The sequence below is a fragment of the Streptomyces sp. NPDC093252 genome, assembly GCF_040683675.1.
Taxonomy (GTDB): Bacteria; Actinomycetota; Actinomycetes; order Streptomycetales; family Streptomycetaceae; genus Streptomyces.
The window spans coordinates 337808-351035 of the sequence record NZ_JBFBEM010000006.1 but is presented as its reverse complement, the minus strand read 5'-3'; the positions used below and the strand labels follow the sequence as shown (position 1 = coordinate 351035).

Annotated in this window: 10 protein-coding genes; 5 read left to right on the top strand and 5 right to left on the bottom strand. The window is 71.8% G+C overall.

Annotated features, from left to right (window positions below):
• The first annotated feature begins 194 nt into the window (after positions 1-194).
• The 5 genes from AB0O01_RS15500 (at position 195) to AB0O01_RS15480 (ending at position 6010) form a co-directional block, all read left to right on the top strand.
• Positions 195-1565, top strand: coding sequence for a sugar ABC transporter substrate-binding protein (locus tag AB0O01_RS15500; protein WP_365313600.1), 1371 nt, complete (start codon positions 195-197; stop codon positions 1563-1565).
• The gene (locus tag AB0O01_RS15495) at positions 1562-2503 is read left to right on the top strand and encodes a sugar ABC transporter permease (protein ID WP_365313598.1); all 942 of its coding nucleotides are present in this window, start codon (positions 1562-1564) and stop codon (positions 2501-2503) included. The genes AB0O01_RS15500 and AB0O01_RS15495 overlap by 4 nt, the downstream gene beginning before the upstream one ends.
• The gene (locus tag AB0O01_RS15490) at positions 2500-3345 is read left to right on the top strand and encodes a carbohydrate ABC transporter permease (protein WP_365313596.1); all 846 of its coding nucleotides are present in this window, start codon (positions 2500-2502) and stop codon (positions 3343-3345) included. The genes AB0O01_RS15495 and AB0O01_RS15490 overlap by 4 nt, the downstream gene beginning before the upstream one ends.
• Entirely contained in the window at positions 3342-4331 is a 990-nt protein-coding gene (locus AB0O01_RS15485) for a zinc-dependent alcohol dehydrogenase family protein (protein ID WP_365313594.1), read from the top strand. The genes AB0O01_RS15490 and AB0O01_RS15485 overlap by 4 nt, the downstream gene beginning before the upstream one ends.
• 419 nt (positions 4332-4750) lie before the next feature.
• Complete coding sequence (locus AB0O01_RS15480) at positions 4751-6010, top strand: TerD family protein (protein ID WP_365313592.1); 1260 nt, start codon at positions 4751-4753, stop codon at positions 6008-6010.
• Between the two features lie 281 nt (positions 6011-6291).
• On the opposite strand, the gene AB0O01_RS15475 is transcribed toward AB0O01_RS15480, so the two are convergent.
• The 5 genes from AB0O01_RS15475 to AB0O01_RS15455 form a co-directional block, all read right to left on the bottom strand.
• Complete coding sequence (locus AB0O01_RS15475) at positions 6292-6906, bottom strand: helix-turn-helix domain-containing protein (RefSeq protein WP_365313590.1); 615 nt, start codon at positions 6904-6906, stop codon at positions 6292-6294.
• A gap of 294 nt (positions 6907-7200) precedes the next feature.
• On the bottom strand, positions 7201-8226 hold the full coding sequence (locus AB0O01_RS15470; protein WP_365313589.1) for a 1-aminocyclopropane-1-carboxylate deaminase: 1026 nt from the start codon (positions 8224-8226) through the stop codon (positions 7201-7203).
• Positions 8223-8948, bottom strand: a complete 726-nt coding sequence (locus AB0O01_RS15465; protein WP_365313587.1) for a GntR family transcriptional regulator — start codon at positions 8946-8948, stop codon at positions 8223-8225. Before AB0O01_RS15465 ends, AB0O01_RS15470 begins: the two co-directional genes overlap by 4 nt.
• Positions 8949-9143: 195 nt before the next feature.
• Entirely contained in the window at positions 9144-10640 is a 1497-nt protein-coding gene (locus tag AB0O01_RS15460) for an alkaline phosphatase PhoX (RefSeq protein ID WP_365313585.1), read from the bottom strand.
• A 654-nt stretch (positions 10641-11294) separates the two neighbouring features.
• A complete protein-coding gene (locus tag AB0O01_RS15455; RefSeq protein WP_365313584.1) occupies positions 11295-12830 on the bottom strand; it encodes a hypothetical protein in 1536 nt (511 codons plus the stop codon).
• Positions 12831-13228 lie beyond the last annotated feature (398 nt).

Genomic DNA, 13228 nt, shown 5'->3' with positions numbered 1-13228 from the left:
GCCCACCGCACGGGTCGCGAGAACCAGCTCGCACGAACAGACGAACAGACGAACAACAACGAACAGAACCACCCACCCCTCCCGTCCTCTCCCGTCCTCCTCCCCTCCCCTCCCCCTTCCTCTCCCCACCTCCCCAAGGGGCGCCCTCATCCCTCACAGCGCCCCTTATGCCCCTATATCTTCAGGAGCGAACCATGCGAACCCAGAGCCGACGGAGGCCGCGAGGCATGCTCGCCACGGTCGCCGCAGGGACGCTGCTCGCCCCGCTGCTCTCCGGCTGCTGGGTCGGCGCGGGCGGGTCCGGATCCGGCGGCGACGCCATCAACGTCCTGATGGTGAACAACCCGCAGATGGTCGAGTTGCAGAAGCTCACCGCGGAGCACTTCACCGCGGAGACCGGCATCAAGGTGAACTTCACCGTGCTGCCGGAGAACGACGTCCGCGACAAGATCAGCCAGGACTTCGCCAACCAGGCCGGCCAGTACGACGTCGCCACCCTGTCCAACTACGAGATACCGATCTACGCCCGCAACGGCTGGCTCCGGGAGATGGACTCCTATGTCGCCGACGACCCGGGCTATGACGAGGAGGACGTCCTCACGCCCATGCGCCAGTCGCTGACCGGCGACGACGGCAGGCTCTACGGCCAGCCCTTCTACGGCGAGTCGTCCTTCCTGATGTACCGGAAGGACATCTTCGAACAAGAGGGCCTGACCATGCCCGCCAACCCCACCTGGACCCAGGTCGGCGAACTCGCCGAGCAGCTCGACGGCGCCGAGGAGGGCATGAACGGCATCTGTCTGCGCGGGCTGCCCGGCTGGGGCGAGGTGATGGCACCGCTCACCACGGTCGTGAACACCTTCGGCGGCACCTGGTTCGACGAGGGCTGGAACGCGCGCCTGGACTCCCCCGAGTGGTTGGCGGCGACGAAGTTCTATGTCGACCTGGTCCGCGAGCACGGCCAGTCCGGCGCCGCCCAGTCCGGCTTCGCCGAGTGCCTGAACAACATGACCCAGGGCAAGGTCGCCATGTGGTACGACGCGACCTCCGCGGCCGGCCTCCTGGAGGCCGCCGACTCACCGGTCAAGGGCAATGTGGGGTACGCGCCCGCGCCGGTCGAGGAGACCGAGTCCTCCGGCTGGCTCTACACCTGGGCCTGGGGCATCCAGAACACCTCCCGCAACCCGGACAAGGCATGGCAGTTCGTGTCCTGGGCGTCCGGCAAGGGATACGAACAGCTCGTCGGTGATCAGATCGGCTGGTCGAACGTTCCCGCCGGGAAACGAGCATCGACGTACGAGAACCCCGACTATCGCGCGGAGGCGGCGGCCTTCCAGGAAATGACCAGGGAGGCGATCGAAGGAGCACGGCCGGACGATCCCGGGGTGCAGCCGCGTCCGGCGCCCGGCATCCAGTTCGTCGGCATCCCCGAGTTCACCGATCTCGGCACCAAGGTCTCCCAGGAGATCAGCGCGGCCATCGCCGGACGCCAGTCCGTCGAGGACGCCCTCGACCGGTCCCAGCAGCTCGCCGAAGAGATCGCAGAGGAGTACGAGGGACGATGAGCGCCACCACCACGGCCCCCGTGGCCACTCCCACGGTCCGCCCGAACGCACCGCAGCCGTCCGCGCGGCTGAGGGCCTGGGCGACCCGCGCGCCGCTGCTGCCCGCCCTGGTCTTCATGATCGCGGTCACCCAGCTCCCCTTCGTGGCCACGCTGGTGATCTCCTTCTTCGACTGGAACTCGCTCTATCCGGACGCCCGCAGCTTCGCCGGGTTCGGCAACTACTCCGAGGTGCTCACCGACGCGGATCTGCGCGGCTCGGTGTGGACGACGATCCTGCTGACGGTGGCCGTGGTGCTGGCCAGCCTGGTCCTCGGGCTGCTGCTGGCGCTGTTGCTGGACCGGAAGTTCAAGGGGCGGGGCGTGGTCCGCACGCTGCTGATCGCCCCGTTCCTGGTGGTGCCGGTGGCTGCGGCGCTGCTCTGGAAGCATGTGCTCTACAACCCCGAGTACGGCCTGCTGAATGGTCTGCTGAGCTATGTGGGCGGACCACAGCCGGACTGGATCTCCAACACGCCGCTGCTGGCCGTGGAGATGGCCCTGGTGTGGCAGTGGACGCCGTTCATGATGCTGATCCTGCTGGCCGGGCTCCAGAGCCGCGACCAGCAGCAGATCGAGGCCGCGAAGGTGGACGGCGCCAGCGACTGGCAGATCTTCCGCCATCTGACGCTGCCGCATCTGCGCCGCTATCTCGAACTGGGCGCGCTGCTCGGTTCGATCTACATCGTGCAGAACTTCGACGCGGTGTTCACGATCACCTCGGGCGGTCTCGGCACCGCCAACCTGCCGTACACCGTCTACCAGAGCTTCTACCAGGCCCATGAGAACGGGCTCGCCTCGGCCGCCGGTGTGCTGGTGGTCATCGGTTCCATCATCATCGCGACCTTCGCCCTGCGCGTGGTGTCGTCCCTGTTCCGCGAGGAGGTGGGCCGCGCATGAGCACCGTCGCCGTACGCGTCCGCAAGCGCAAGGGGTTCGGTCTGGGCCTGGTGGCCTGGCTGGCCGGGATCGTCTTCTTCCTGCCGATCGCCTGGATGGCGCTGACGTCCTTCCACTCGGAGCAGGACGCGGCGACCAATCCGCCGTCCCTGCTGGCCCCGCTCACCCTGGACGGCTACCGGGAGTTCTTCGGCGCGGGCGGCGGGGCGAGCCCCTGGCCGTCGCTGATCAACTCGACCGTGGCCTCGGTGGCGTCGACGCTGCTCGTGCTGCTGCTGGCGCTGCCGGCGGCGTACGCGCTGTCGATCCGGCCGGTGAAGAAGTGGACAGATGTCCTGTTCTTCTTCCTGTCGACCAAGATGCTGCCGGTGGTGGCGGGGCTGCTGCCGATCTACCTCTTCGCCAAGAACGTGAGCATGCTGGACAACATCTGGCTGCTGGTCATCCTCTACACCTCGATGAATCTGCCGATCGCGGTGTGGATGATGCAGTCGTTCCTGTCCGAGGTGCCGGTCGCGATCATCGAAGCCGCGCGGGTCGACGGGGCGAAGCTCCCGACGATCCTGGCGCGGGTGGTGGCGCCGATCGCGCTGCCCGGGATCGCGGCGACCGCCCTGATCTGTTTCATCTTCAGTTGGAACGAACTGCTGTTTGCGCGAGTGCTCACGGGGGTGGTCGCGGAGACCGCGCCCGTCTTCCTGACCAGTTTCATCACCAGTCAGGGCCTGTTCCTGGCGAAGGTGTGCGCCGCGTCGCTCGTGATCTCCCTGCCGGTGCTCGCCGCGGGGTTCGCCGCCCAGGACAAGCTGGTCCAGGGCCTGTCGTTGGGAGCCGTGAAATGAAGGCCGCCGTCATCGAGTCCGTGGGCCGGGCCGTCGTCGCCGAGGTCCCGGATCCGACGCCGGGACCGCGCGAGGTGGTCGTGGAGGTCGCCGCGTGCGGACTGTGCGGCACCGATCTGCACATCCTCCAGGGCGAGTTCGCGCCGAAGCTGCCGATCGTGCCGGGCCACGAGTTCGCGGGCGAGGTGGTCGCCGTCGGCACCCGGGTCACCGAGGTCGCACCGGGTGACCAGGTCGCGGTCGACCCCTCCCTCTACTGCCACGAGTGCCGCTACTGCCGCAACGGCCACAGCAACCTGTGCGAACGCTGGGCGGCGATCGGGGTGACGACGTCAGGCGGCGCCGCCCAGTACGCGCTCGCCCCGGTCGCGAACTGTGTGAAACTCCCCGACCACATCCGCACCGCCGACGCCGCCCTGATCGAGCCGCTGTCCTGCGCGGTACGCGGCTATGACGTGCTCCAGTCCCGCCTGGGTGCTCATGTGCTCATCTACGGGTCCGGAACCATGGGCCTGATGATGCTCGAACTCGCCAAACGAACAGGCGCGGCGAGCGTGGACGTGGTCGATCTCAACCCGGAGCGGCTGGAGACGGCCCGTCGGCTCGGGGTCTCCGGTGCGGCGGCCGGGCCGGACGAACTGGACCGGCCGCAGGGCTGGGACCTGGTCGTGGACGCCACCGGCAACGCGGCGGCCATCCAGGACGGCCTGGACCGGGTCGCCAAGGCCGGGACGTTTCTTCAGTTCGGCGTCGCCGACTACGCGACCCGGGTCACCATCGATCCGTACCGGATCTACAACCAGGAGATCACCATCACCGGCTCGATGGCCGTGCTGCACAGTTTCGAGCGGGCGGCGGAACTGTTCGCGAACGGTGTGCTCGATCCGGATGTGTTCATCAGTGACCGGCTGCCCCTGGAGCAGTACCCGCAGGCGCTGGAGCAGTTCGCGTCGGGGGTCGGCCGGAAGATCCTGGTCGTGCCCTAGCCGTCCCGGCATGCCGCCGCCCGCCCCGGTCGTGCGGCGGGCGAGGGGCGGCGGGCGGCGGTCGCCGACCGGGCCCACGGCGGCCGGGCGGGGACCCGGACCTCCGACCGGACCCGGAGCATCTGGCGGCCCGGACCCGTCCGCGCCGGCTGCTCACGCTGGACGAGCCGGCGCAGGTCGCGGCGCTCAGGGCATCGGACCGGGCGAGCGCGCTGACGGGCACGGCAGTGGATCCGGCGCTGGGGAGCCTGGACGACTGAGGGAAGGGGCAGGGCGGAGAGGGGGAGGGAAGGGTAGGGGAGGGTAGGGGAGGTCAGAGGCTTGTGGTCGGTGTGGAGCGATTCGTTCGATGTGACCCGATCGGCCGTCCGGTAAGGGAACGGCAAAACGTACTCGCTCGTTCATCGGGTATGACAGCTATGACCCCCGGCTCGAACATCCCTCTCGCCGCCGCGCGTGTGACGGTGGACGTCTCCGCACCGGTGCGGCTCGACGTATCGGGCCTGCTGCTCACCGCCGACGGCAAGGTGCGCTCCGACGACGACTTCATCTTCTACAACCAGCCCCAGGGGCCGGGTGTGACCTATCGCTCGGGCGGCGGTGCGACCCCCGACGCGATCACCGTGGACACGGCGGCGGTCCCGCCGGGCATCGAGAAGATCGTCGTCACGGCGAGTCCGGACGCGGCCGGGCAGACCTTCCAGGGCATCGAGCCCACGGCCACGATCCGCAACGCGGACGACAGCGGGGTGCTGGCCACGTTCACGCCGCCGCAGCTCGGCGCGGAGACGGCGCTGGTGATCGTGGAGATCTACCGGCGCAACGGCGTCTGGAAGGCCCGCGCGGTCGGCCAGGGGTACGCCAATGGCCTGGCCGGGATCGCCACGGACTTCGGTGTCACGGTCGAGGAGCCGGCCGCGCCCGCCGCACCGCCGCAGCAGGTGGCTCCGCCCCAGCAGGTGGCACCGCCGCAGCCGACGGCTCGGCCGGCCCAGGCTCCGGCCACGCCGACCGTCGCGTCCATGCCGGTGGATCCGCGGCTGGCCGCGCCGCCGGCCCCCGCGGCCCCGCCCGCGCCGCAGGCCGCCGCGCCGGGCAGCGGGAAGATCAACCTGGACAAGGGCCGGGTCAGCCTCCAGAAGAACCAGACGGTGTCGCTGGTCAAGGGCGGTCGGCCGCTGCTGTCCCAGGTCAAGATGGGGCTCGGCTGGGAGCCGGCGTACCGGGGCAAGGACATCGACCTGGACGCCTCGGTCATCGCGTTCGGCCCGCAGCGCAACCACCTCGACAGTTGCTACTTCGGCAAGCTCCAGATCCTCGGCGGCTCGATCCGGCACTCCGGGGACAACCTCACGGGTGAGGGCGGTGGCGACGACGAGGTGATCACCGTCGACCTCGGCCGACTCCCCCAGGAGGTGTCGGGCCTGGTGTTCACCGTCAACTCCTTCTCCGGCCAGAAGTTCACCGAGGTCGCGAAGGCGTACTGCCGCCTGATCGACGCGGGGTCCGGCGAGGAGCTGGTCCGCTTCGACCTCACCAGCGCGGAGCCGCAGACGGGGGTCATGATGGCCAAGCTCATCCGGCAGTACTCCGGGGAGTGGGAGATGACCGCGGTGGGCGAGTTCGTGAAGGGGCGCACGGTCCGGCAGATGGTGAAGCCGGCGGGCGCGGCGCTCTGAGGGGTCGGCGGGGCGGGGTCTGCGGCTGACAGGGTGACGGCCTCCGCGGCAGGCTTCTGCGGGGGCCCGGCCTGCACCCTGTTCACTGCCCAGAGCCAGAAGGACCAGGACGAGGGATCCACCTGGGGGTAGGACCACCCTCGCCCTGGCCATATGGCATAACGATCAGATCTGAGACATGGCACGGGGGCCGGCCGCGCGGCCCGCGCCGGGACCGACCGGACGCAGGACACAGGACTCCGGACTCCGACTCCGGACTCCGGCGTCCGGCGCCTTCCGGATCAGGCCGGGGCCTCCTCCGTCCGACGCGTCCCGGGCCGCGTCCCCAACCCCGTCCCCAACCCCTCCATCAACAACCGCAGATACCGCCCCATGTGCCGCCCCTCCCCGTCCGCCAGTTCCGACGCCGTCGCGAGGCCGTGGGCCAGGCGCAGGATCTCCACCGGCTCCACGTCGGGACGCAGGGTGCCCTCCGCGCGGGCCGCGCCGACCAGGCGTTCCGCCGCGCCGTTGAGCGTCGTACCGCAGACCGTCGCCGCGTAGGTGTCGCCGTCCGTGACGGCGGAGCCGAGCAGCGCCCGCAGGCCGCCGACCTGGATGATGCCGAGGCCGATCTCGCCCAGCCAGGCCAGCAGCGCCTCGCCCGGCGGCAACTCGGCGGCGTACACGTCCGCGCGGGCGGCCAGCGCCTCGATCCGGCCGACGTAGGCCGCCTCCAGCAGTGCCTGGCGGGTCGGGAAATGGCGGTAGAGCGTGCCGGAACCGACGCCCGCGCGCTTGGCGATCTCGTCCAGCGACGCCTGCTCGCCCTGCTCGGCGAAGACCTCCGCGGCCACCTTCAGCAGCCGCTCGTGGTTGCGCCGGGCGTCCGCCCGCATGGGCCTGACCTGCGCCATCCTGCACTCCTCGGGAACAGGGCCCGCACCGCGGGCCCGCCTCCCCGACTCTACCCAGCCGACCCGCCCGGCCGACCCGCCCGCGGCCGACCCCTGCCCGTCCGCCCGGAGAGGCCGCCCGGAGATGCCGCCCGGCCGGGACACGGGAGCACCGGGGCGCAAGGGCACCGACGCACCGCGACGCCGGGGGCCCGAGGGCCGAGGCACCGCGACGCCGGGGGACCCGAAGGCCGACGCACCGCGACGCCGGGGGACCCGAACACCGAGGCGCCCCGACGCCGGAGGACCCGCCCCCTAGAACAACCCGCTGTACCCGTTCAACGCCGGCTGCCCGCCCAGGTGGGCGTACAGGACCGTCGACTCCGGTCCGATCTCCCCGCGCTCCACCACATCCACCATCCCGGCCATCGACTTCCCCTCGTAGACCGGGTCGGTGATCATCCCCTCCGTGCGGGCGGCGAGCCGCATCGCGTCCAGGGTGCGGGCGTCGGGGATGCCGTAGGTCCCCCCGTGGTACCGCTCGTCCAGTTCCACGTCCGCCACCGTCAGCGCGGCCCGTACGCCGATGAGGCGGCCGGTGCGGTCGGCGATCCGGGCGATCTGCTCCCGCGTACGGGCCGGATCGGCCGACGCGTCGATGCCGAGCACCCGGCGCGGGCGTCCGCCCGCCTCCTCCAGGGCGCGGAACCCGGCCACCATGCCCGCCTGGGTCGAACCGGTCACCGAGCACACCACCACCGTGTCGAAGAAGACCCCGAGTTCGCGCTCCTGCTCGGCGACCTCGTAGGCCCAGCGGGCGAAGCCCAGTCCGCCGAGCGGGTGGTCGGAGGCGCCCGCCGGGATCGCGTACGGGCGCCCGCCCGACTCCTCGACCTCCCGGAGTGCCTGTTCCCAGCTCTCCTTGAAGCCGATCCCGAACCCGGCCCGCACCAGCCGCACATCCGCCCCGGCCAGCCGGCTGAGCAGGATGTTGCCGACCTTGTCGTAGACGGCGTCCGGCCAGTCCACCCAGCTCTCCTGCACCAGCACGCACTTCAGCCCCGCCCGCGCGGCGACCGCGGCGACCTGCCGGGTGTGGTTCGACTGCACCCCGCCGATCGACACCAGCGTGTCGCAGCCCTGGGCGAGGGCGTCCGCGACGAGGTACTCCAGCTTGCGGGTCTTGTTGCCGCCGTAGGCGATCCCGGAGTTGCAGTCCTCCCGCTTGGCCCACAGGGCGGCCCCGCCGAGCCGCTCGGTCAGGCGTTCCAACGGGTGCACCGGGGAGGGGCCGAAGAGGAGGGGGTAGCGGTCGTGGGAGGCGAGGGTGGCCGTGGTCATGACGGGGCTCCTGGGGACGAAGGGGAGGACGGAGAAGAGGAGGGAGAGGAGGAAGGGGAAGGGGATGGGGAAGGAGGGTCGGATTCCGTCATGTCAGCGAGGGTGTGCCAGATGTCGGCGGTGATCCGGACCGCCTCGTCCGTGTCCCCGGCCGCGCACGCCTCGATCAGTTGTTCGTGCAGACCGGCGGAGCGACAGGTGCCGCCCTCCCCGAAGCGGCGGCGTTCCAGGCGGCGGATCAGCGGGGTGTAGCGGGCGGCGGTCGCGGCGGCGGCGCGATTGCCGCTCACCCGCAGCGGTACGTCGTGCAGGTCGTCGTCGGCGCGCAGCGCGCTGTCCACGTCACCGGCGGCCACGGCGGCGGCGAAGCGGTCGTTGGCGGCGCGCATCAGGTCCAGGTCCGGGGGGCGCAGCCGGGGGACGGCGATCCGGGTGACGAGTTCGTGCATCGCGCCGACCACCGCCGCCGCGTCCCGCACCTCGGCGGCGACGACCGGGGTCACCCGGGTGTAGCTCTGCGGCTTGCTCTCCAGCAGCCCCTCGTCCACCAGCCGGGAGAACGCCTCGCGCACCGGCGCCCGGGACAGTCCGAGCCGCTCCGCGAGTTCGGCGTCCCGCACCACCGTGCCGGGGGCGATCTCCCCGGCGACGATCGCGTCCCGGAGGGCGGTGTAGGCACGGTCCCGGAGCAGGGTGCGGCCGACGGGCCGTAGCGCGGGCATGATTGAAATGTTAGATGTCAGTAGCCCGGAAGAGAAGGGAGGGGAACGGAGGGGAACGGAGGCGAAGGGAAGGGTCCGGACGTCCGGTGCCTGGGTGGGTGGGTGCGTGCGTACCGGGTTCCCAGTGGCCGGTGTCCGGACCCTGATCGGTGATCGGTGATCGGTGGTGCGTTATGGCGTTATGGCGTTATGGCGTTACCGCCGCTGCCGCTTCCAGGGTCCCGTGATCGCCAGCATGATGCCGGGCGTCTGGATGTTGGCGTAGAGGGTCCTGCCGTCGGGCGAGAAGGTGACCCCGGTGAATTCGCTGTACTCCGGTTCCTCGGGGGTACCGAGGTTGAGTTCGTTGCGGGCGATGGGGTACGTCCGGCCGCGGTCGGTGGCGCCGAAGAGGTGCTGGACGCCGTCGCCGTCCTCGGCGATGATCAGGCCGCCGTACGGCGAGACGGTGATGTTGTCGGGGCCGTCGTAGGCGCCGTCGGCGGACGGGTCGGGGTTGACGCCGATGAGGACCTTGAGGGTGAGGGTGCGGCGCCCGGGGTCGTAGAACCAGACCTGGCCGTCGTGCGCCTCGCCGGGGCTCTCGGCACGGGCGTAGGACGAGACGATGTACGCCCCGCCGTCCCCCCACCACATGCCCTCCAGTTTGCGGCAGCGGGTGACCTGCCCGGCGGTGAACTGCTTGCGCACGGAGACGGTACGGGCGTCCCGATCGGGGACGTCCACCCAGTCGACGCCGTAGACCGTGCCGATCCGGGAGGCGCGGGAGAGGTCGTCGACGAAGCCGCCACCGGAGTCGAAGCACTTGAACGCCTGGAAGCGGCCGGCGTCGTCCGCGAGGGTGCGCAGCCGGCCGCGGCCGTGCCGGAAGCCCTCCGGCGGGGTCCAGCGGAACAGCAGGCCGTTGGGGTTGGAGGCGTCCTCGGTGAGGTAGGCGTGACCGCGCCTGGGGTCGATGACGACGGCCTCGTGGGCGTACCGGCCGAGCGCCTTGAGGGGCTTGGGGTCCCGGTTGGCGCGCCGGTCCTCGGGGTCGACCTCGAAGACATAGCCGTGGTCCTTGGTCATGCCGTTGGACCCGGCCTTGTCCTCGGTCTCCTCGCAGGTCAGCCAGGTGCCCCAGGGGGTGGTGCCGCCGGCGCAGTTGGTGGCGGTGCCCGCCACGCCGACCCACTCGGCGACCTGGCCGCTCCGGCGCACCTCGACGACGGTGCAGCCGCCAGCCGCGGCGGGGTCGTAGACCAGGCCCTCGGTGAGCGGGACGGGGCGGGCGGCTCTGGTGCGGGGGCCGCCTATCTCGTGGTTGTTGACCAGCAGGGTCGCTCCGCGCGGCCCGTCGAACGCGGCGGTGCCGTCGTGGTTCGAGGGCGTGAACTCGCCCGACTCCAGCGTCGTCCGGCCGCTGTAGGTGATGATCTCGTACGAGAATCCGGCGGGCAGCGCGAGCAGACCCTCCGGGTCGGGCAGCAGCGGGCCGTAGCCGATGCCGACGTGCCGGTCCGCCGAGAGGGTGCCGTCGGCGTGGCCGTCTGCCGTGCCTGTGCCTGTGCCAGGGGCGGTGGTGGTGGTGTCGGTCTCGGTGGCGGCGAGGGCGTTGGGCGCGGTGGCGAGGGCGCCTACGCTGCCCGCCAGCGCCACCCCGGCGCCGGTGATCGCGGAGTTCCTGGCGAAGTCCCTGCGGGTGAGCGACATGCTGTCTCCTGAGAACGGTGGGCGTGCGTGCCGTGGAGCGCGATGGTCGTGCCGTGGGATGGTCGTGCCGTGGGGGGTGGCGTGCGTGAACCGGCGCCAATGTTCCGCCCGAGCCTGAACGCCGGTTGAACGGAGGGGAACGGGGTTGGGATGCCTTGGGGGTGGGAGGTGCCTTCACGGGGCGGGGTCGCCCTCGCCGGGCACCCTCACCCTCGCCGGGCCACCTCGCCCTCGCCGGGCACCCTCGCCCTCGCTGGGCCACCAGGTCCTCACCGGGCCACTTGGTCCTCACCGGGCCACTTGGTCGTCGTCGGCCACCTGGTCCTCGACCGGCGCCATCGCCGACACCATCGCCTCCGGTGGGCCCCCTTCCCCCCAGACCGGCGCGCTCACCTACACCGGTCCACGTCGCCCCCGCCCGGCACCCCTCACCCCCGCCAACCCACCTCACCCCGCCCCGCACCCTCACCTCCGCCGATCAACCCCTCCCCCCGACCGGCGCCCTCGCCCCCGCCGGTCCACCTCACCCACGCCGGTCCACCTCACCCACGCCGATCCGCCTCGCCCCCACGCCGGGCACCCACACCCCGCCCGGCACCTTCACCCCCGCCAGCCCACCCCAGCCCACCCCACCCCCACCCCGCGCGGCAGCGCTCACCCCCCGTTCTGCGACCGCGCCTTGAACGCCGCCTTCCGGGCCTCCTTCGCGATCTTCTTGTCCGGGTGGAGGCGGCCCATCGCCTCCAGGACATCCGCCGTGGCCGGATGCTCCACCCGCCACGCCGCGTCGAAGAAACCGTTGTGCTGCGCGGCCAGGCCCTCCACCAGCTCGCGCAGTTCCTCGGAGTTGCCCTCGGCGGCGAGCTGCGCGGCGACCGTGTCGACGGTCAGCCAGAAAATCATGGCCTGGGACGGCGGCGGTACGTCGCTCGCGCCGTGCTCGGTCAGCCAGACCCGGGCGAGGCCGCCCAGCTCGGGGTCGTCCAGGACCTCCCGGAGCGCGGGTTCGGCCCGGACGCCGACCAGGGACAGCGCCTGCTGGCAGCGCAGCCGCCGCAGGGGTGCCCCGGCGTCCGCGCCGCGCGCCGCCGCCAGCAGTTCCCGCGCGGCGGGCAGCGGATCACGCCGGTCGAGCCACTGCTCGGTCTCGGCGCGCGCGGCCCGCGGCCCGAACGCCGCGGTGCCGTCGAGCAGCGCGTCCGCGCCCTTGTCGGCGAGGTCCCCGACGACCGGTGCGTCGATGCCGTTCTCCAGCAGCCGGGCGCGCAGCCCGTACTGGCCGAGCGGGGTCAGCCGGACCATCCCGTACCGCGCCACATCGCTCTCGTCGACGCCCGCACCCTCCCCGTCGACAGCCCCGTCGACAGCGCCGTCGACAGCCCCGTCAACCGCCTCCTCCTCCGCCATCAGCGCCTCGTCCACCGGCCGATAGGCCACCAGCCCGATCGGCTCCAGCAGCCGGAACTGGTCGTCCAGCCGCATCATCGCGTCGGAGACCTGCTCCAGCACATCGTTGGTGGGCTCGCCCATGTCGCTGGGGACGATGACCGAGGCGGCCAGCGCGGGCAGCGGGATGGGGTCGCCGCCGGGGCCCTCCTCGCTGACCGAGAGGAGATAGAGGTTGCCGAGGACACCGTCGAGGAACTCGCTCTCGGCCTCGGGGTCCCAGTCCAGTCGGGAGAAGTCGACCGTGCCGTTCGCGTCGAGGGAGTCGACCAGGTCGTCCAGGTCGGGCACGCTCGCGTCGGCGAGCACCGTGTCCAGCGCGGTCAGCCACACCCCCAGCACATCCTGCGGGGACCCGGCGGTGAGCAGCGCCAGTTCCTCACCGGCAACGACGGTGCCACCCTCCCCCTCGTCACCATCGCCCCCGTCCTCCGCCCCCTGCTCGGACTCCGCGACCTCCGCGACCTCCGCGGCCTCCTCGATCTCCACCAGCCCGGTGTCCACCGCCACCCGCCACGCCTCGCTCGCCAGCGCCGCCGCGTCGTCGCCGGTCAGCCCGAGCGCCTCGGCGGCCGGGGCGAGCTGGTCGTCCACCAGCCCGCCCCCGGCATCCACCCGGGTCCCGGGTCCGGCCCAGCGGGCCAGCCGGACGGCCCGGGAGAGCAACGGCGTGGACAGCGCGTCGCGCGCCAGCTCCGCTTCGGGGGTGGGCCGCAGCGGGGGCAGGGAGGAGCTGTCTGACATCGAGGGGTACTCCTAGGGCCGGGGAGGCCGTAGCGCCTGGAGGGCCGCACCCCGCGCGGACGGCGGCCCGGGACGGACCCACTGGCCCGCATGGACACGTCACGTCGCTCCGGCACGACACTCGGTTACGCCGCTCAGCCTAGACGGATATGAACCCATGCCGCCCGGTTCATCTCCCCGACGGCTCCCGTCCATGGCTGAAACCTTGACAACTGGCCCGGCCAGGCTGGAGATTGACGCGCGTAGAAAGGGAGCGGACAGCGGTTCACCGACGGGGGGTCGGCGCACCGGCACCACCGGGCCGCACACCCCTCTCCGCCCCCGCAGCCCCGCCCCGCCCCGCTTACCTCGGCCGTCAGCCCGCCTACCCCGGCCGTCAGCCACGCCATCCCCGCTTC